At 63.0% G+C, this 17,947-nt stretch carries 16 protein-coding genes and 1 pseudogene; 11 read left to right on the forward strand and 6 right to left on the reverse strand.

All coding sequences use genetic code 11. The features are described from left to right. On the reverse strand, positions 1 to 389 hold a 389-nt coding region (locus tag ACSLE4_RS04630; RefSeq protein WP_435903307.1), incomplete at its 3' end, for a TerB family tellurite resistance protein. A 173-nt stretch (positions 390 to 562) separates the two neighbouring features. Here ACSLE4_RS04630 and ACSLE4_RS04635 point away from each other — a divergent pair. Together ACSLE4_RS04635 and ettA are read left to right on the forward strand one after the other, a co-directional pair. Further along, the gene (locus ACSLE4_RS04635) at positions 563 to 1,597 is read left to right on the forward strand and encodes an ELM1/GtrOC1 family putative glycosyltransferase (protein WP_435903308.1); all 1,035 of its coding nucleotides are present in this window, start codon (positions 563 to 565) and stop codon (positions 1,595 to 1,597) included. Positions 1,598 to 1,809: 212 nt separating this feature from the next. Next, the gene (gene ettA / locus ACSLE4_RS04640) at positions 1,810 to 3,468 is read left to right on the forward strand and encodes an energy-dependent translational throttle protein EttA (protein WP_435903309.1); all 1,659 of its coding nucleotides are present in this window, start codon (positions 1,810 to 1,812) and stop codon (positions 3,466 to 3,468) included. On the opposite strand, the gene ACSLE4_RS04645 is transcribed toward ettA, so the two are convergent. Then, positions 3,465 to 4,262, reverse strand: coding sequence for a class I SAM-dependent methyltransferase (locus ACSLE4_RS04645; protein ID WP_435903310.1), 798 nt, complete (start codon positions 4,260 to 4,262; stop codon positions 3,465 to 3,467). The two genes, ettA and ACSLE4_RS04645, sit on opposite strands and share 4 nt — an antisense overlap. A gap of 307 nt (positions 4,263 to 4,569) precedes the next feature. Here ACSLE4_RS04645 and ACSLE4_RS04650 point away from each other — a divergent pair, with 307 nt between their 5' ends. From ACSLE4_RS04650 to ACSLE4_RS04675, 6 genes and pseudogenes are all read left to right on the forward strand, one after another. Further along, the gene (locus tag ACSLE4_RS04650; protein ID WP_435903311.1) at positions 4,570 to 4,935 is read left to right on the forward strand and encodes a hypothetical protein; all 366 of its coding nucleotides are present in this window, start codon (positions 4,570 to 4,572) and stop codon (positions 4,933 to 4,935) included. 267 nt (positions 4,936 to 5,202) lie between these two features. Next, positions 5,203 to 5,607, forward strand: coding sequence for a hypothetical protein (locus ACSLE4_RS04655; RefSeq protein WP_435903312.1), 405 nt, complete (start codon positions 5,203 to 5,205; stop codon positions 5,605 to 5,607). 105 nt (positions 5,608 to 5,712) lie between these two features. Beyond that, on the forward strand, positions 5,713 to 6,747 hold the full coding sequence (locus tag ACSLE4_RS04660) for an ArsR/SmtB family transcription factor (RefSeq protein WP_435903313.1): 1,035 nt from the start codon (positions 5,713 to 5,715) through the stop codon (positions 6,745 to 6,747). Next, on the forward strand, positions 6,748 to 7,707 hold the full coding sequence (gene metF / locus ACSLE4_RS04665) for a methylenetetrahydrofolate reductase [NAD(P)H] (RefSeq protein WP_435903314.1): 960 nt from the start codon (positions 6,748 to 6,750) through the stop codon (positions 7,705 to 7,707). It begins immediately after the preceding gene. Further along, positions 7,704 to 11,450 (forward strand): annotated as a pseudogene (metH, locus tag ACSLE4_RS04670) (methionine synthase). The gene metF and the pseudogene metH overlap by 4 nt, the downstream one beginning before the upstream one ends. 550 nt (positions 11,451 to 12,000) lie before the next feature. After that, positions 12,001 to 12,246, forward strand: a complete 246-nt coding sequence (locus ACSLE4_RS04675) for a hypothetical protein (RefSeq protein WP_435903315.1) — start codon at positions 12,001 to 12,003, stop codon at positions 12,244 to 12,246. Between the two features lie 22 nt (positions 12,247 to 12,268). Here ACSLE4_RS04675 and ACSLE4_RS04680 read toward each other — a convergent pair whose 3' ends face one another. Continuing rightward, positions 12,269 to 13,018, reverse strand: a complete 750-nt coding sequence (locus tag ACSLE4_RS04680; protein ID WP_435903316.1) for a vWA domain-containing protein — start codon at positions 13,016 to 13,018, stop codon at positions 12,269 to 12,271. A gap of 113 nt (positions 13,019 to 13,131) precedes the next feature. After that, a complete protein-coding gene (locus ACSLE4_RS04685) occupies positions 13,132 to 14,262 on the reverse strand; it encodes a calcium:proton antiporter (protein WP_435903317.1) in 1,131 nt (376 codons plus the stop codon). A 116-nt stretch (positions 14,263 to 14,378) separates the two neighbouring features. Here ACSLE4_RS04685 and ACSLE4_RS04690 point away from each other — a divergent pair, with 116 nt between their 5' ends. Next, the gene (locus ACSLE4_RS04690) at positions 14,379 to 15,041 is read left to right on the forward strand and encodes a TetR/AcrR family transcriptional regulator (protein ID WP_435903318.1); all 663 of its coding nucleotides are present in this window, start codon (positions 14,379 to 14,381) and stop codon (positions 15,039 to 15,041) included. 22 nt (positions 15,042 to 15,063) lie between these two features. Here the strand turns inward: ACSLE4_RS04690 and ACSLE4_RS04695 are convergent, their stop codons facing one another. Then, complete coding sequence (locus tag ACSLE4_RS04695) at positions 15,064 to 15,837, reverse strand: glycoside hydrolase family 25 protein (RefSeq protein WP_435903319.1); 774 nt, start codon at positions 15,835 to 15,837, stop codon at positions 15,064 to 15,066. Between the two features lie 213 nt (positions 15,838 to 16,050). On the opposite strand from ACSLE4_RS04695, the gene ACSLE4_RS04700 reads away from it, so the two are divergent. Next, positions 16,051 to 16,425, forward strand: a complete 375-nt coding sequence (locus tag ACSLE4_RS04700) for a DUF2852 domain-containing protein (protein ID WP_435903320.1) — start codon at positions 16,051 to 16,053, stop codon at positions 16,423 to 16,425. Between the two features lie 185 nt (positions 16,426 to 16,610). Next, positions 16,611 to 17,006, forward strand: a complete 396-nt coding sequence (locus ACSLE4_RS04705) for a hypothetical protein (protein WP_435903321.1) — start codon at positions 16,611 to 16,613, stop codon at positions 17,004 to 17,006. A 139-nt stretch (positions 17,007 to 17,145) separates the two neighbouring features. Here the strand turns inward: ACSLE4_RS04705 and ACSLE4_RS04710 are convergent. Further along, on the reverse strand, positions 17,146 to 17,947 hold an 802-nt coding region (locus tag ACSLE4_RS04710; RefSeq protein ID WP_435903322.1), incomplete at its 5' end, for a hydantoinase B/oxoprolinase family protein.

The raw sequence follows: 17,947 nt of genomic DNA on the forward strand, positions 1-17,947 counted from the left end.
GCGAGCCAGATCGCTAAATCCTCCAGGATCGCGCCGAAATGGATTTCCGGGATCTTGAGGGCGTGGGACAGGTCCTGAAGCTTCTTGCGCTCTTCGCCCGCGATCCTGTCGTCGGCGAGCAGCACGAGATAGGCCGAGCGGATCATCTCTTCCTTGGTGTTCTTGTCGAGCGTCTCGGCGGCCGCGGCGAAATTCGCGATCATGTCGCCTTTGGCGTTGTCGCCGGCGGCGCGGGCGATCTCATCGGCAGTCAGCGTCTCGCCCGATTGGTCCTTGTAGACTTGCTGGATGAGGCCGACCTCGCGGGAATCGAGCCGCCCGTCGGAGGCCGCGACCGACACCATCGCCTTGAGGATCCATTCGACATGAGGGGCTTTTGCGGGTGCCACGTGATGCTCCTTCTGCTTCTTCACCTGCCGTCAATACTGATGAGCCGCAAGCCCTTTGCCAACCCGCGCCGCGGCGCTTCGGGAAAAACGAAGCTTTGGAGCCAGCGCCAAGGTTGGGCTATGACGCTGGGAGCCATCCCAGCCAAGATGCCAGCCAAGGTCCAAGCCAGCGCGTGACCCCGCTCAGAATCATCTTCCTCGCCGACACCAGGCCCGGGCACTACCACATCGCCCAGGGCGTGATTACGGCACTGTCGCGCCTCCGCCCCGTCGAGGTGACGCGCATCGAGGTGCAGCGCAAATGGATCGTGCCCACAAGGTGGCTGCGGGCGCGCATCAACGCCAAGACGTTCTATCCGCCGCGCATGCTGCGCATGGCCTACCGCATCGATGCCGAAGAGCTGCCCGAGGCGGATCTCGTGGTCTCCGCCGGCGGCGAGACCCAGATGCCCAATATCTGCGTCACCCGGCTGCTCGGCGTGCCCAATATCTTCTGCGGCTCGCTGCTGCGCGGGCTGGAGCCGGAGAATTTCAGCCTGATCATCTCGTCCTACGATCGGGACGCCACGAGCGACAAACACCTCGTCGTCCTCAAGCCCTCCTCCCTCGATCCCGAGGAGCTTGGGCGGCCTGAGGTTGTGCCGCAATACGGGCCAGACCGCAGGCCCGAGATCGTCGGGCTTCTGATCGGCGGCCGCGCCGGGCGCTTCCACTACAAGCGGAAGGAATGGGAGAAGCTCTTGAGCTTCGCCGCGGAGGTCTCGAAGGCCTGGGGCACGCGCTGGCTGATCTCCACCTCGCGCCGCACGCCGGACAAGGTGGCCGACCGCATCGCCGAGCTCGCCAAGGACGAGAGCGTCGTTGCCAAGTTCATCGATTTCCGCACCGCCGGCCCCGGCACGCTGCCGGAAATTTTCGCGCAAGCCGATGCCATCGTCTGCACCGAGGATTCGAGCTCCATGATCTCCGAGGCCGTCTCGGCGCGGCTGCCCGTGGTGGGCGTGGCGCCGAAGCGCCATCGCTTCAACGAGGACGAGAGGCTTTACCGCGATTTCCTCATGAAGAATGGCTGGTCGCGCACCCTGCAGATCGACAATCTCTCGCCTGAGACATTTTTGCGTGCGTTGTCTGAGATCGAGCCGATCCAGGAGAATCCGCTCGATGCGCTCGCCGGGAAGCTGAAAGCGCGCCTGCCGCAGCTGTTCTGATATCGCCAAGAAAAAGATCCCCGTCATGCCCGGCCTTGTGCCGGGCACGATTTTGAGACGCCGCACATGGGTAAATCGTGGATGGCCGGGACAAGCCCGGCCATGACAGGCCTATTTCCATGAGAAGCAAGTCATTCAGTTGAGTTGCCGCGCGCGATTGGCTAAAAGCGCGAGCGAAATTCCCCGGAACCAAACATCTGCAACGGACGCCCATGGCCACCCCGCAATACGTCTACGTCATGAACAAGCTCAACAAGACCTACCCCGGCGGGAAGCAGGTCTTGAAGGACGTGACGCTCGCCTTCCTCCCCGGCGCCAAGATCGGCGTTGTCGGCCTCAACGGCGCGGGCAAGTCGACCCTGCTGCGCATCATGGCGGGCGACGAGAAGGAGTTCGTAGGCGAGGCGTGGGCGGCGGACGGGGTCGCCGTCGGCTATCTGCCCCAGGAGCCCCAGCTCGACGACAGCAAGGACGTCATGGGCAATGTCATGGAGGGCGTGGCGGCGAAGAAGGCGAAGCTCGACCGCTATAACGAGCTTGCCATGAACTATTCCGACGAGACCGCTGATGAGATGGCGCAGCTCCAGGACGAGATCGACGCCGGCGATTTGTGGGACCTCGACGCTCAGGTGGAGCAGGCCATGGACGCGCTGCGCTGCCCGCCGGGCGATGCGGAGGTGGCGAAGCTCTCGGGCGGTGAGCGGCGGCGCGTGGCGCTGTGCCGCCTGCTGCTCGCCAAGCCCGACATTCTGCTGCTCGACGAGCCGACCAACCACCTCGACGCCGAGAGCGTCGCCTGGCTTGAGCATCATTTGCGCGACTATTCCGGGACCATCGTCATGGTGACCCATGACCGCTACTTCCTCGACAACATCACCGAGTGGACGCTCGAGCTCGATCGCGGGGCAGGGGTTCCCTACAAGGGCAATTACTCGTCCTGGCTCGAGCAGAAGCAGAAGCGTCTCGAAGTCGAGGGCAGGCAGGAAGAGGCAAAGCAGCGCACGCTCGCCCGCGAGCTCGATTGGATCCGGGCAAGCCCCAAGGCGCGCCAGGCCAAGTCCAAGGCGCGCATCCGCGCTTACGATGAGCTTCTCGCCGAGGCCGGCAAGGACAAGTCGGCGAAAACACAGATCACCATCCCGCCGGGCCCACGTCTCGGCGACGTGGTCATCGAGGCGGAGGGCCTTGAGAAGGCCTTCGGCGACCAGCTTCTCGTGGACGGTCTGTCCTTCAAGCTGCCGCCGGGCGGTATTGTCGGCGTCATCGGTCCGAACGGCGCGGGCAAGACCACGCTGTTCCGCATGATCGTCGGCCAGGAGACGCCGGACAACGGCGATATCCGGGTGGGCGACACGGTGAAGCTCGGCTATGTGGATCAGTCCCGCGACGCGCTCGACGAGAAGAAGTCGGTCTACGAGGAGATCTCCGAAGGCTCGGAGGTGGTGACGCTCGGCAAACGCGAGGTGCCGGCGCGCGCCTATGTGGGCTGGTTCAACTTCAAGGGCGGCGACCAGCAGAAGAAGGTCGGCCAGCTTTCGGGTGGAGAGCGCAACCGCGTCCATCTCGCCAAGATGCTGAAATCAGGCGCGAACCTGATCCTGCTCGACGAGCCGACCAACGATCTCGACGTGGAGACGTTGTCGTCGCTGGAAGCGGCGCTCGAGGATTTCGCGGGCTGCGCCGTCATCATCAGCCATGATCGCTTCTTCCTCGACCGTATCGCCACGCACATCCTGGCGTTCGAAGGCGACAGTCACGTGGAGTGGTTCGAGGGCAATTTCGAGGACTACGAGGAGGACAAGAAGCGCCGCCTCGGCGAGGACTCGATTATCCCGAAGCGCATCAAATACAAGAAATTCGCCCGAGCCTAACGCGCGGGCTTCACGAATTTCAGCGTCATGCGATCGCTCTCGCCGATCGCCAGGTACTTCTCGCGATCCTCATCGCCAAGACGTAGCGAGGGTGGCAGCGTCCAGACGCCCTTCGCATAGTCCTTCGTGTCCTTCGGATTGGCGTTGATCTCGGATTTTTCCGCGAGCTCGAAGCCCGCCTTCTCGGCCAACTCGATGACGTGGTCCTCGTTCACATAGCCTGAGCCGGCTTTGGGGTCCTGCTTCACGTTGGGGTCGCCGCGATGCTGCACGACGCCAAGCATGCCGCCCGGCTTGAGCGCCTTGAACATGGCGGCGAGGGCCTCCTGCTCGGTGCCCGATCCCATGAAGCTATGCAGGTTGCGGAAGGTGACGACGAGGTCAGCCGAGCCTGGAGGCGCGATGTCGCCGTCCTTGGTCAGCTTCGTCCGTGTCACTTCGCGGTAAAGCTCGGGCGCGTCCTTCACTTTCTGATCGAACGCTTCGAGCGACCTCTGAACCGCCGCGTAGGACGGATCGCCCGGGTGCTCGGCGGCATAGAGCGTGCCGCTGCCCTTGAGATAGGGCGCAAGAACTTCAGTGTACCAGCCCCGGCCCGGATAGATCTCGACCACCGTCATGTCAGGCTCGATACCGAAGAAGGTGAGCGTCTCGAACGGGTGGCGATATTTGTCGCGCGCCTTGTTCTCCTCCGATCTGTGGTCGCCGGCGATAGCCTCCTTCAGGCGATCATCTTGCGCCGGCGTCTCCTCCGCGCGCGCGGCGAGCGACACGAGCGCGAAAAATCCGAACATTAAAAGCAGGCGAGTAGGGCTTGTGCGTACTGCGATCATGTATTCCCCGTGCTGGGTGGTGGGAGGGTCGATTGCGGGCAGCGTAGCAGCTAAGGACCGCATCCGAACCCTTGCGGCAGTTCAAGATTGCTTGAAATCGGCAGGTTTCTGGGCGCCACGGTACAAGAAGTTCGCCCGCGCCTGAGGCGAAGCGGGTCTCGCCCTGGACAACACGTATAAAGTGTACAATAGTAATAAGCCCGCATAGGTCGTGATCCGGTCGCAGGCCTGTCGTGGGCAGTACGGTGTAACGTCCAGGACCCGCGTCATGGAGCGCAAGGCAGCGTTGGACAACATTCCGAAGGCGCCAACCAAAACCAATCCCGCGCCTCAGAAGGCATATAGCGAAGCCCAAACACTTCCGGACTTCTTCCTGACTGGAAAGACGCCATACGAGTTTTGGCTGACCTGCGTGATTCTGGTCGCAGGACTGGCTTTTGCGTACTTGGCCATTCGATTTTTAAATCAGGTTCATCGTAGCGAGCTGGAGAACGCCACGCGGGCGATGACAATCCTCTTTGTGATCATGGCCACGATGGTTCTGATCACAGCCGGCTACAACAACGAGCAGATCGCACCGGCATTCGGCCTGTTCGGCACGATCGTCGGATACATTCTGGGCCCGAAGCGATAAAGGAGCCCAAGGACGGGACGACCCGGGCGATAATCCCCCAGCCCCTCCCTCCGGCGATGCTCCCGCAAAACCCGCAAAGCCCTCCGGAACGGCGTCATGAGCAAGGCGCACCTCTTTAGGTCGTGGGCTGCTGTCAGCGGTTTCACGTTGGCGGCGATAGCGAACGGCGCGGGTCATGCGGAGTCTTTCCCGACCGCGCCACGGACCCCAATGGCGCCGGGCACAGGGGTTTATGGTCGCGCCGTCGGCACTGAGGACAGAAGCTTGATGCTCCCGGCGCAACTGAATCCGGCGATGCGGGGTGGGGAGCTGCAATATGTGCCCACACGTCAAAGCCCGGACCTCATGGTCCTGGAGACACGCGTCACGGATCTATCGGAAGGGAAGAGCGAGGTCATCGTTTCGTCTAGCGCCGAAACGAGCTTGATTCTGCAACTCTACCGGCCTGACCTGGAAGAGTGGCAGGAGTACCAACTGGCGCCATTGTCTAACACCGGGATCGCCTGTCCCCAGTGCGGCGGAAAGTTCAAGTTCTCGTTCAATGACGGCGTGGAACAGTCCGAAATTGCCGTGGAGCCGCCATCCCTGCTGAGGATTTATCCGGATTCCGACGACACTCGTTGGAAGTGGGATGTCCTAAAGCTCCAGGCGACCTCGAGCGGCACCGAATAAGCGTCACCCATGCAAACAGCCACTGTCCGCCAGCGTCACCGCTGGCGATATTTTTACGCGCTTGCCGTCTTGCGGCCGTGGCCGAGAAGATATAAACATATCTTTATGTCAGATGACGATCAGAGCCGCGCGGCCGTTCCAGGTCTGTCCAGCGATCATGCGCTCGCCGCGCTGCGGGGCGCGGGTGAGGCCACGCGTCTGCGCATCCTGGCGTTGCTCGCCGGTGCGGAGCTGAACGTCAAGGACCTGACCCAGATCCTGGCCCAGAGCCAGCCGCGCATCAGCCGGCACCTGAAACTCATGGCCGAAGCCGGCCTCATCACCCGCTTCCGCGAAGGCTCCTGGGTGTTCTTTCGTGCGGCCGACAGCGGGCCGGAAGGGGCGCTTGCCCGGGCCATTGTCGGCAGCCTCGATCCCGTCGATTTGACGCTCGCCCGCGATCGGGCCCGCGCCGAAGCCGTGCAGAAGGCACGCGCGGAGGCGGCCCAGAGCTACTTCAAGGCCCATGCCGCGGAGTGGGATTCCATCCGCACGCTTCATGTGGCCGAGAGCCAGGTCGAAGCCGCCATGGACGAGGCTTTGGGCGAGGGGCCTTTCGAGCGTCTGGTCGATCTCGGCACGGGCACGGGCCGCATCCTTGAACTGTTCGGCCCGCGTGCCAAGAAGGTGCTCGGCTTCGATCTCAATCACGACATGCTGGCCTATGCCCGCATGAAGCTGGAACGCGCCGGGCTCTCCCAGGCGCAAGTCCGCCACGGCGATCTCTATAATGTGCCGCTGCCGGACGAGGCGGCCGACGCGGTGGTGCTGCATCAGGTGCTGCACTTCCTCGACGATCCCGCTTCCGCCGTGGCCGAGGCAGCCCGCGTGCTGGCGCCGGGCGGCAAACTGCTGGTCGTCGATTTCGCGCCGCATGAGCTCGAATTTCTGCGCGAGCAGTCGGCGCATCGGCGTCTCGGCTTCGACCGCGATCAGCTTGGCCGCATGCTGGAAGGGGCGGGCCTCAAGCTGGCGCGCTTCCGCGAGCTGAGCCCAGGCCCCGCGGAAGGCAAGCTGATCGTTTCGCTGTGGCTTGGCCAGAAGCCCGTCACCGCCGGCAAGAGAAGAAAACTGAGCCCCAAGGTGGAGGTCGCCGCTTAGATGCTTGCATCCCAAGATCCGCACAACCAAAGTCCGCACACCCAAGAGCCGCCCAAGCGCCGCTTTCTCGGCCGCGGCGACATCGACGTGTCGTTCGAGTTCTTCCCGCCGAAGACCGACCCGATGGAGGACACCCTGTGGCGCTCGATCCGCAGGCTCGAACCGTTGCGCCCGAAATATGTCTCGGTGACCTACGGCGCCGGCGGCTCCACCCGCGAGCGTACTCACGCCACCGTGGGCCGCATGCTGCGCGAGACGACGCTGAAGCCCGCCGCGCATCTCACCTGCGTCTCCGCCACCAAGGAGGAGATCGACGAGGTCATCCGCGATTATTGGGATCTCGGCGTGCGCCAGATCGTGGCGCTGCGCGGCGATCCGCCTGACGGCGTTGGCGAGTGCTACGAACCGACTCCCGGCGGCTATGCCAATGCGGCGGACTTGACCGCCGGTATCAAGAAGATCGCACCGTTCGAAATTTCGGTCGGCTGCTATCCGGAGAAGCATCCGGAATCGCCTTCCGTCGAGGCCGATATCGACATGTTGAAGGCCAAGATCGACGCGGGCGCCACCGGCGCCATCACCCAGTTCTTCTTCGATAACGAGGTTTATTTTCGCTATCTCGACCGGGTGCGCGCGGCCGGGATCGATATTCCCATCGTGCCCGGGCTCATCCCCATCCATAACTTCAAGCAGGTCTCGAGCTTCGCCGAGCGCTCCGGCGCGAGCATGCCGGACTGGATCGGCCGCCGCTTCGAAGGGCTGGATGAAGATCAGGAGACGCGCCATCTCGTGGCCGCGGCGGTCGCGGCGGAGCAGGTGCTCGGGCTCGTGGACCAGGGCATCACCGAGTTCCACTTCTACACCCTGAACCGCGCCGACCTCGTCTACGCCATTTGCTACCTGCTGGGCCTGCGCCCGGCCAAGGCCTTCACCGAAGCCAAAGTGGAACCCGCGACATGACCCGTAAAGAGCGTATCGAGGCGCTGAAGCGCGCCGCCAAAAAGCGCATCCTCATTCTGGATGGCGCCATGGGCACGGCCATCCAAGGCTACAAGCTGGACGAGGCTGCCTATCGCGGCGAGCGGTTCAAGGACCATCCGCGCGATCTGAAGGGCAATAACGACCTGCTGGTGCTGAGCCAGCCCGACATCATTCGGGAGATTCACGGCAAGTACCTGGAGGCCGGCGCCGATATCCTGGAGACCAACACCTTCAACGCCCAAGCCATCAGCCAGGCCGATTACGGGCTGGAAGAGATCTCCCACGAGATGAACGTGGCCGCGGCCAAGCTCGCGCGTGAGGCCGCCGACGAGTGGACGGCCAAGACGCCGGACAAGCCGCGCTTCGTTGCGGGCGCCGTCGGCCCCACCAACCGCACCGCATCCATCTCGCCCGACGTGAACAATCCCGGGTTCCGCAATGTCAGCTTCGACGAGCTGGTCGAGGCCTATGCCACGCAGACCCGCGGGCTGATCGAGGGTGGCGCCGATACCATCCTGATCGAGACCGTGTTCGACACGCTGAACGCGAAGGCGGCGGGTTTCGCGGTGGAGCAAGTCTTCGACGAGATGGGCATCGCGCTACCCATCATGATCTCCGGCACCATCACGGACCTCTCGGGCCGCAACCTGTCAGGCCAGACCCCGGAGGCCTTCTGGTACTCCATGAAGCATTTGAGGCCCTTTTCCATCGGGCTCAACTGCTCCTTCGGCGCCGAGCAGCTCAGGCCTTCGGTCGATGAGATGGCCCATGTCGCCGACACTTATGTCAGCGTCTATCCCAATGCCGGGCTCCCCAACGAGATGGGCGAGTACGACGAGAGCCCCGAGCAAATGGCCGTGCTGCTGGAGGATTGGGCCAAGAACGGCCTCATCAACATTGTCGGCGGCTGCTGCGGCACCACGCCCGAGCATATCGGCGCCATCGCCGCCGCCGTGGCCGACTACAAGCCACGCAAAGTGCCCGAGGTGGAGCATGCGCTTCGTCTTTCGGGCCTCGAACCTTTCATACATGGGTGATTTCAATTGACCAACGGTGCCCAGAATTTCGTCATGGTGGGCGAGCGGACCAACGTCACCGGTTCCGCGCGCTTCCGTAAGCTCATCGAGGCCAACGACTACGCCACGGCGCTCGAGGTCGCGCGCCAGCAGGTGGAGAGCGGTGCCAACATGCTCGACGTCAACATGGACGAGGGCATGCTCGATTCCGAGAAGGCCATGGAAACCTTTTTGAATCTGATCGCCGCCGAGCCTGATATCTCGCGCGTGCCGATCATGCTCGACTCGTCCAAGTGGACGGTCATCGAGACGGGACTGAAATGCGTCCAAGGCAAGTCGGTGGTGAACTCTATCAGCCTGAAGGAGGGCGAGGAGCCCTTCCTCGATCATGCGCGCAAAGTGCTGCGCTACGGCGCGGCCGTCGTGGTCATGGCCTTCGATGAGAAGGGGCAGGCGGAAACGGCCGACCAGAAGCTCGCGATCTGCAAGCGCGCCTACGAGCTTCTGACCGAAAAGGTGGGTTTCCCCCCTGAGGACATCATTTTCGATCCGAACATCTTTGCCGTCGCCACCGGCATCGAGGAGCACAATAATTACGCCCGCGCGTTCATCGACGCCACGCGCCGCATCAAGGAAGAGCTGCCTTACGTGCATATCTCCGGCGGCGTGTCGAACCTGTCCTTTGCCTTCCGGGGCAACGAGCAGGTGCGCGAGGCCATGCATTCGGTGTTCCTCTATCACGCCATTCAAGCGGGCATGGACATGGGCATCGTCAATGCCGGTCAGCTTGCGCTCTATGACGACATCAAGCCGGAGCTGCGCGACCTCGTCGAGGACGTGATCCTCAACCGGCGTGACGACGCCACCGATCGCCTGTTGGAGGCCGCCGAGCGCTACAAGGACGGCGCGTCTCAGAGGAAGGAAGCCGACCTCTCCTGGCGCGAGAAGCCGGTGCAAGAGCGGCTCACCTATTCGCTGGTCCACGGCATCGCCAATTACATCGAAGAGGACACGGAGGAAGCGCGCCAGCAAGCCGAGCGTCCGCTGCATGTCATCGAAGGGCCCTTGATGGACGGCATGGGCGTGGTCGGCGACCTGTTCGGGGCCGGCAAGATGTTCCTGCCGCAAGTGGTGAAGTCCGCCCGCGTGATGAAAAAGGCGGTCGCCTATCTCATGCCCTTCATGGAGAAGGAAAAGGAGGAGATGGGGCTGGCGCAGGGGGAGCCCGCCGGCAAGAGCCTGCTCGCCACCGTGAAAGGCGACGTGCACGATATCGGCAAGAACATCGTCGGCGTCGTGCTTCAGTGCAACAACTACGAGGTCATCGATCTCGGCGTCATGGTGCCATCGCAGAAGATTCTCGATACGGCGCGGGAACGGAAGGTCGATATTATCGGTCTGTCCGGTCTGATCACCCCGTCGCTCGACGAGATGTGCCACGTGGCGGCCGAGATGGAGCGCGAAGGCTTCGACCTGCCGCTGCTGATCGGCGGCGCCACCACGAGCCGCGTGCATACCGCCGTCAAGATCAGCCCGAATTATCAGCGCAGCCAGGCGATCTACGTGACCGATGCAAGCCGCGCCGTAGGCGTGGTCTCTGGGCTGATCTCGAAAGAGGAGCGTGAGAAGCGGATTGCCAAGGTGCGCGAGGAATATGCGCAAATGGCGGAGTCCTACGCGCGCGGCCAGGAGGAGAAGACGAGGTCGCCGCTGGCGCAGGCCCGCGGCAATGCGCTCAAGCTCGACTGGGCCGGCTACACGCCCCCCAAGCCGAGCTTCCTCGGTACGCGCACGCTCAAGGCCTACGACCTCGCCAACCTCGCCCGCTATATCGATTGGACGCCGTTCTTCCAAGCCTGGGAGCTGAAGGGTCAGTACCCCCGCATCCTGGACGACGACAAATATGGCGAGGCGGCTCGTCCTCTGTTCGAGGACGCCCAGGCCATGCTGAAACAAATCATCGAGGAGAAGTGGCTGACGGCGAATGCCGTGGTCGGCTTCTGGCCGGCGAACAGCATGGGCGACGACATCGAGCTCTACGCCGACGAGAGCCGGAAGAAGCCCTTCGCCATGTTGCACACCCTCCGTCAGCAGATGGCGCGTGGCACCGGCCGCGCGAATATCGCCCTTGCCGACTTCATCGCGCCGAAGGACTCCGGCGTCGCCGACTATATCGGCGGCTTCGCCGTGACCGCCGGCATCGGTGAGGAGGACGTGGCCCGCCGCTTCGAGCGCGCCAACGACGACTACTCGAAGATCTTGTCTCAGGCGCTTGCCGACCGCCTCGCCGAGGCCTTCGCCGAGGCGCTGCACGAAAAGGTGCGCCGCGAGCTGTGGGGCTACGCCCCCGACGAGGCGCTCTCCAATGACGCACTCATCGCCGAGGACTATGCCGGTATCCGCCCGGCACCGGGCTATCCGGCCCAGCCCGACCACACGGAGAAGCGCACCCTGTTCAGCGTGCTCGATGCGGAGAAGGAGATCGGCGTGAAGCTGACCGAGAGCTACGCCATGTGGCCGGCCGCCGCGGTCTCGGGATTCTACTTTTCGCACCCGGACGCCCGCTATTTCGGCGTCGGCAAGATCGGCCGCGATCAGATCGAAGATTATGCCGCGCGCAAGGGGTGGTCGGTCGAGGAAGCGGAGCGCTGGCTCGCGCCCATCCTCAACTACGATCCGAAGCGGGTCACCGACGCCGCGGCCTGAACCGCCGCCCCGGCGGGGAGGTCGCCCCGGGCGGTTGGATCCGCCAGTGGCGCCTCATGGACTGCTGAAATGTGGGTAATGGCCTAAAGGCCGGAAGCCTCGCCCTAGATCATCCCCAGGATGACAGCCGCGAGGAAGCTGAACGACACGATGGCCGTGACCATCGTTAATTTGGCTGTGAGTTCCATCGGAAGCTCTCCTTTCCGATTGGAGGGGTGCCCGTTCCGCAACCGGGTGACTCTACCGGCTCCCCTCGGCAAGTGCCAAGCCGTTTCCTTGTTGCGCCGCACAATGAACAATCCACCCGACGCTGAGGCCAACAACGCCTTTAGGGACTTTTTGTTTCCTCACGGGACGAATCTTTTTGCCGAAGCCAAAAAATCCCGGAAAACGGGGATATCCTTTGCGGAACACGCCGCCGGGAGCGAGCGCCTTGGATAAGCTGTGTATAATTCGAACCTCGGGGATGGCGCCCAAAGAACGATTTCAGCGGATTGCGCGTTCTCTCCCTGGACACCGGCCAATCGATGTCCTTCGCGAGGAGGAAAAGATGATCAAGACTCTGCTGTTTTTCGGCTTCGCATCGGCACTTGCTATCGGCGCTGCTTCTGCGGCCGATCTTTGCAACGACGATCACATGAAGCAGATGGACCAGATGATCGCGGACATGACGGACGACGCGAAGCAGAAGGAGGCCATGGCGGCACTGGATCAGTCCAAGGCGGCCATGAAGGACGGCGACACCGACGAATGCATGAAATACATGGGCGAAGCCCATGCGGCCATGGGCCTCTGAGACAAGCCCGGGCTGTCGCCAATCAGCGGATGAGGGGGACGAGCGGCGCCTGGGAAACCATGGGGCAGTCGAGCGTCTTCTCGAGAGCCTCGACCAGCTCGCTCTCGTCGTTGGCTTTGATGTACATGCCGTTGTTCTGATCGGCGATGCACATCAGGTCCATGATGCTGTTTTGCCCGGTCCATGAGAAGCCGCTGTAGCGGAAGCCGATCACGTGGATGGTGAGTTGCGCCGCGTTATCATGGAGCATCTTGGCGACATCGCACGGCGAGCGCCCGCAAGTCTCCTCGCCATCGGTCACCACCACGATCACACCTGGCTTGTTGCGGTAATCGAGCGCCTCGGCCGCTTGCTCGAAGCCGGAGGTCAGCGGCGTCTTGCCCGCCGGCACGATCCGGCTCACCGCCCGCATGATCGGCTTGGCGGCGTTAGCGGTCGGTTTGAGATCGAGGCTGACATTGCACTGGTTGTAGGGGCCCGGACCGTAGGTCACGAGGCCGACGCGGCGGAACTTGGTGGCGCTCGGCAGGACTTGCGCCAGCGCCGCGCGCACCTCGTCGATGCGCGGGCGCGAGTTGGGGATGCCGAGGGTCTGATTTCCCGACATGGACCCTGACGCATCGAACACGATCATGGCGTCGTCGGTGCAGGGCCCCGGCTTGACGTCCTGGGCGGCGGCAGTCCAAACATGCCCGGCAAGAGCGATCGCGGCGGCGCCGGCGATCAGCCGAGAAGGCAGACGGTCGGCAAAGGCGATGCCACGATGCTGCATTTCTTGACACTCCCTAAGCAAATTTTGCCCGGAGTGTAGCGAAGAACGTGGTCACAAGGGAATAGCAGGAATACCGGGAAAGTGGGCGTTAGCCTTACTTTTCGCGGCGCGCTTTACGGGCTGAAGAGCAGCGCCACGTAGACGAAGAACAGGAGAAGGTGCACCGCGCCCTGGAGCACGTTGGTGCGCCCGCCGGCAAAGGTCAGCCCGCTCACGAACAGCGTCAACACCAGAAGTACGGTTTCGACATCCGTGAGACCGAGATGGACATCGATGTTGGCTGCGAACCCGATCAGCAACACGGCCGGAATGGTCAGCCCAATGGTGGAAAGGGCCGAGCCCAGACAGACATTCACGGCGCGTTGGAGATGATTGGCGAGGGCTGCGTGAAATGCGGTGAGACCTTCGGGGGCAAGTACGAGAATAGCGATCAACACGCCGCCCAACGGCTCCGGTAGGCCAATATCCTCGATACCGAAATCGACGATCACCGCCAGATACTCCGACAGAGCCACCACGGGGATCAGCGTCAACGCGAGCATCACGACGTGATAGGCGAGTGGGCGTGTCGGTTCGCGGGTTTGGTGGGACGGGTCGTCGGAGCGCTCTTCCGGGTCGGCAAAAAACGCGCCGTGCCGCATCGTCTGGATGAAAATGAAGACGCCGTAGAACAAGACGGTGATGGCGATGAACAAGATTGCCTTGCCGGGGGCCTCGACGGGGCTCGGCGGCGTCTCGGTGTATTTCGGCAGAACGAGCGCGACGATCGACAGGGCCGACAGGACCACGAGAAAGGAACGGGCGCCCGTCAGGTTGCACTCCTGCTCCCAGTAGCGCAATGCACCGATGAGCAGCGCCGTTCCCACCATCCCGTTGAGCACGATCATCAACGTGGCGAACATCACGTCGCGCGCGAGCGTCGGGTTGTTCTGTCCGTGCAGCATGATCGCCGCGAGCAGGGCAACCTCGATGATGATCACCGAGAACGTAAGCACGAGCGTGCCATAAGGCTCGCCTAGCTTCTCGGCCACGGCGTCGGCGTGGCGCACCACGCCGAACGCGCCCCACATCATCACCGCGAACAGACACACGAACATCGCGATGGTGAGAAGATGATTTTCGAGATCGGAAAGCAGCGCGTCCCCGAACGCGACGAAGACGAGGGTCGTAAGAATGCCGGCCACCGCCGGCGTCTCGGTGGTGAGAAACGACCTTACGCCAAGCTCTGTCTCGGGTGCTGTCATGCTGTTCGCTTGCCTCGGCGAGGCGGATGACCGTCCACCGATTATCCTGGGCTGATTCTGTTTTGAACATAACGGTAGCTGGCGACAGCCAACGTGTTCATGTAAAAGCCCTTTACATGAATCACTCTGGCCGCGGCTGGCGGCGCCCAAGCTCTTATCATCACGGCAACCTCAAAGAGGTGCTGCTGGAGGCCGCGCGCAAGCTCATCGAGGAGCACGGCGCCTTCGGCTTCAGCTTGACGGAGGCGGCGCGGCTTGCCGGCGTGAGCCCCGCCGCGCCCTATCGTCATTTCAAGGATCGCGATGCGCTGCTGGCCGAGGTCGCCCGCCACGGCTTCGAGCGTTTCGCCGCGCGTCTCGACGCGGCCTGGAACAACGGCGTGCCGACGCCCCTCTCGGCCTTCGTGAATCTGGGCCGCGCTTATCTCGCTTTCGCCCGCGAGGAGCCTGCCAGCTACACGGTGATGTTCGGGGCGGGGCTGGCGCCGGGCACCGAGGGCGAGACGATCCCCGCCGCGGAGCGCTCCTTTGACATATTGCAGCAGGCCGCCGCCGCGCTCTGCCGCCATCTTCCCGAAGACAAGCGCCCGCCGATCAAGCTCGTCAGCCTGCATATCTGGACCATGGCGCACGGCGTCGCCTCGCTCTTCGCCCAGGAGGGCAGGGCGTCGCGCAAAGTGCCGATGTCGCCCGAGGACGTGCTCGAAAGCGGACTGCTTATCTACCTGAAAGGACTCGGGGTTCTCTCCGACGAAGAGGGTGGGGGGACGGAGTCTTAGCGGCGCGATCAGCGGTCCGCCGTTAGCTGCTCGCCTCGAGCCATTTAAGCACGCGGTCCCAGTCGCTGGGCGAGCCGTTGTAGATATTGCGGTCCACCTTGCCCTTGATGCCCGGTACGCTGCCGGTGGTGGTGAACTGCCAGAACGCCCAGGGCCTTCCCGGATAGATCTTGCTTGGCTCCGCGGCCACCGAGCGCAGCCAGAACTGATAGCCTTTGAGCTCGCCTTGCAGCACTTCACGGTGAAAGGCGGGATCGGTGTAGATGATCGGCCGCTTGCCCGTGTGCCGCTCCATCGCCTCTAGGATGATCTTGGTCTTCTTGAGCGCGAGCTCGCGGGAAATCTTCTGCGGGCAGGTCTTGGAGTGGGTGTGCCATTCGAGGTCGAGCACCGGCGGCAAGGCATCGGGGTCGCGCGGGACGTTGCGCACGAACCAGTCCGCCTGCTCGCTGGCATAGCGGCACCAATAGATGAAGTGGTAGGCCCCGCGCGCCACGCCGGCGCGCTTCGCCGCATTCCAGTTCTGCCGGAACTTCGGGTCGAGGTGGTCGCCGCCCTCGGTGGCCTTGATGAAGGCGAAGTGGATGCCGGCTTCACGCACCTGCCGCCAGTCGATGTCGCCCTGCCAGTAAGACACGTCGATGCCCTGGATCGGCATGGTGTGGGCGCGGATCACGCCGTTATGCGGTTTGACGTCCTTAAGCGAGCGCGCAAGCGCAGTGCCCCCGCCTGCGATGCCTGCGGCCACCGCAAGGGCCAAACTCAAGTTCACCAGTCGGCGGTATGCAGAACGCATGGAAAGCCCCCCGAAACCCCACAAAGATCATACAATTTTCAGCGAATTGATGCGCGGACTCTCGCGCCATGAGGTTAAATTTTCTTTGGCGCCCCCTACGCGATTCCCCAATCTGACACCATATTTTTGAGGCGTCCCCTTGACCGTCTTGCCAAGGGGTCTCATGTATGTAAATGTAAATAACATTCACACCGAAGCCCGGAAAGGACCCCAATGCAACTGGTTGCGAGCTTGGACGACTACGGGAAGCCGGCTTGGATCGCGGCGATGATCCTCGGCTTCATTGTCTGGTGGCCTATCGGCCTTGGCGTTTTGGCCTATCTGATCTGGAGTGGACGCATGGGATGCGGAAATAAGAAAGCTTGGCGCGAGTACTTCAACGACGAGGCGCGGCGGTTCCGCGGCGGGCTCGGCTCGACCGGCAATCATGCCTTCGACGAATACCGCGAGGAGACCCTGAAGCGGCTCGAAGAGGAGGCGAACGAGTTCCAAGGCTTCCTCAAGCGCCTGCGCCACGCGAAGGACAAGGCCGAGTTCGACCAGTTCATGGCTGAGCGCGGTCAAGGCGGCACGGCGGCCACCAACTAAGCTCGAAGCTCCCCTGCGAACGAGCCGAAACAGAGGCAACACGCTTGGAAGGGCGCGGGATTTGATCCCGCGCCCTTAATCTTTGCGCCAAGGACGGGCTTTTCTTCCGCGCCCGCCCTTGTAGGATGCCGGCCGAAGCGGCCCCGAGGGCCATCAGAAAAACCAGATCAACTGAGGTGGATACGATGCATCGCGTAAATGGCCGTCTCGCCGCTTTTTTGATTGCAGGGATTGCGTTCGCCGCGCCAGCGGCGCTCGCCGAGCCCACCGACCTGCAAGAGGTCGCCAAGAGCCCCCAGAGCTTCCTCGGCCAAGAGGTCGCGATGGAGGCCTATTGCGTGAAGGGTGGGCGCTCTGGCGACGTGCTCGGCTATGAGTGCACCACCGAGGAAGGCGTCTACGTGAATGCCGACGACATCGAGCCCGAGGACGCCAAGGAAAAGCTTTCTGGTGAGTGCGCCGGTGGGAGCTGCAAGACGACCGTCGAGTTCGTGCCCCACTCCTTCACGACGTCCGGCGCAATCGAGCCTGGAAAATCGGTCACCGTGTTCAACGCCGAAAAGGCCAAGGTCAGCTTCTAAGACAAGGTCAGCTTCTAAGAGTAGCCCTCCAGCACGCTCTTGGTGCCTTGTTCTTTCAGCAGCACGGCGAGCGTGAGCCCGGCGATGCCGGCGCGGGAGATCAGGATCTTGCCGTCAATCGCCATTCCACACCCTGAAGCTATTCCTTCGAGGTTCGCTTCGCTCGCGCCTCAGTATGACGGACTTTTGCTTTACCATAGCCGCCGCCGGTGGGCGTCTTGATGACGATTGCCTCGCCCGCCGCAATCACGATCTGGTCGGCGCCTTTCAGCCGTTCTAAATGGCCCGACCGGCGCCGCACCCAATTCTCGCCGGTCTGGCCCGGCGTGGAGCCTTTCGCGCCGAAGGGCCGCACCTTGCGGAAGCCTGACAGAATGGCGCAGTTCATCTCCTCGAGAAACCGGATCACGCGAAGCGTGCCGTCACCGGCGCGCCACTCGCCTTTGCCCCCGGAGCCCCGCGCGATCTCGAAGCGCTCCAGCAACACGGGGTATCGCAGCTCCAGTACCTCCGGGTCGGTCAGCCGAGAATTGGTCATGTGCGTCTGCACGGCCGAGACACCGTCAAAGCCCGGTCCCGCCGGCGCACCCGAGCAGATCGTCTCGTAGTATTGGAACTGCGCGTTGCCGAAGGTGAGATTGTTCATAGTGCCTTGCGCGGACCCGAGCACGCCGAGCGCGCCGTAGAGGCAGTTCACGATGGTCTGGCTCGTCTCCACATTGCCGCCAGCCACCGGGGCCGGATATTTGGGTTTCAGCAGCGAGCCCTTTGGCACCACGATCTTGATATGGCGCAGGCACCCCGCGTTGAGCGGAATGTCGTCGTCCACCAGCGTCCGGAACACATAGAGCACGCAAGCCCGCGTGATGGGCTCTGGTGCATTGAATGTCGTCGTGGTCTGCGGACTCGTGCCGGTGAAATCGACGGTCGCCTTCTTGGCC

Source organism: Methyloceanibacter sp. (assembly GCF_051306395.1).
Taxonomy (GTDB): Bacteria; Pseudomonadota; Alphaproteobacteria; order Rhizobiales; family Methyloligellaceae; genus Methyloceanibacter.

Coding starts and splice junctions, on each gene's coding strand:
- ACSLE4_RS04650 (WP_435903311.1), top strand. CDS start 4,570: ATGGAGCGCAAGGCAGCGTTGGACAACATTCCGAAGGCGCCAACCAAA.
- ACSLE4_RS04660 (WP_435903313.1), top strand. CDS start 5,713: ATGTCAGATGACGATCAGAGCCGCGCGGCCGTTCCAGGTCTGTCCAGC.
- ACSLE4_RS04645 (WP_435903310.1), bottom strand. CDS start 4,262: ATGTTCGGATTTTTCGCGCTCGTGTCGCTCGCCGCGCGCGCGGAGGAG.
- ACSLE4_RS04685 (WP_435903317.1), bottom strand. CDS start 14,262: ATGACAGCACCCGAGACAGAGCTTGGCGTAAGGTCGTTTCTCACCACC.
- metF (WP_435903314.1), top strand. CDS start 6,748: ATGCTTGCATCCCAAGATCCGCACAACCAAAGTCCGCACACCCAAGAG.
- ACSLE4_RS04675 (WP_435903315.1), top strand. CDS start 12,001: ATGATCAAGACTCTGCTGTTTTTCGGCTTCGCATCGGCACTTGCTATC.
- ACSLE4_RS04690 (WP_435903318.1), top strand. CDS start 14,379: ATGAATCACTCTGGCCGCGGCTGGCGGCGCCCAAGCTCTTATCATCAC.
- ACSLE4_RS04695 (WP_435903319.1), bottom strand. CDS start 15,837: ATGCGTTCTGCATACCGCCGACTGGTGAACTTGAGTTTGGCCCTTGCG.
- ACSLE4_RS04655 (WP_435903312.1), top strand. CDS start 5,203: ATGCTCCCGGCGCAACTGAATCCGGCGATGCGGGGTGGGGAGCTGCAA.
- ACSLE4_RS04680 (WP_435903316.1), bottom strand. CDS start 13,018: ATGCAGCATCGTGGCATCGCCTTTGCCGACCGTCTGCCTTCTCGGCTG.
- ACSLE4_RS04700 (WP_435903320.1), top strand. CDS start 16,051: ATGCAACTGGTTGCGAGCTTGGACGACTACGGGAAGCCGGCTTGGATC.
- ettA (WP_435903309.1), top strand. CDS start 1,810: ATGGCCACCCCGCAATACGTCTACGTCATGAACAAGCTCAACAAGACC.
- ACSLE4_RS04705 (WP_435903321.1), top strand. CDS start 16,611: ATGCATCGCGTAAATGGCCGTCTCGCCGCTTTTTTGATTGCAGGGATT.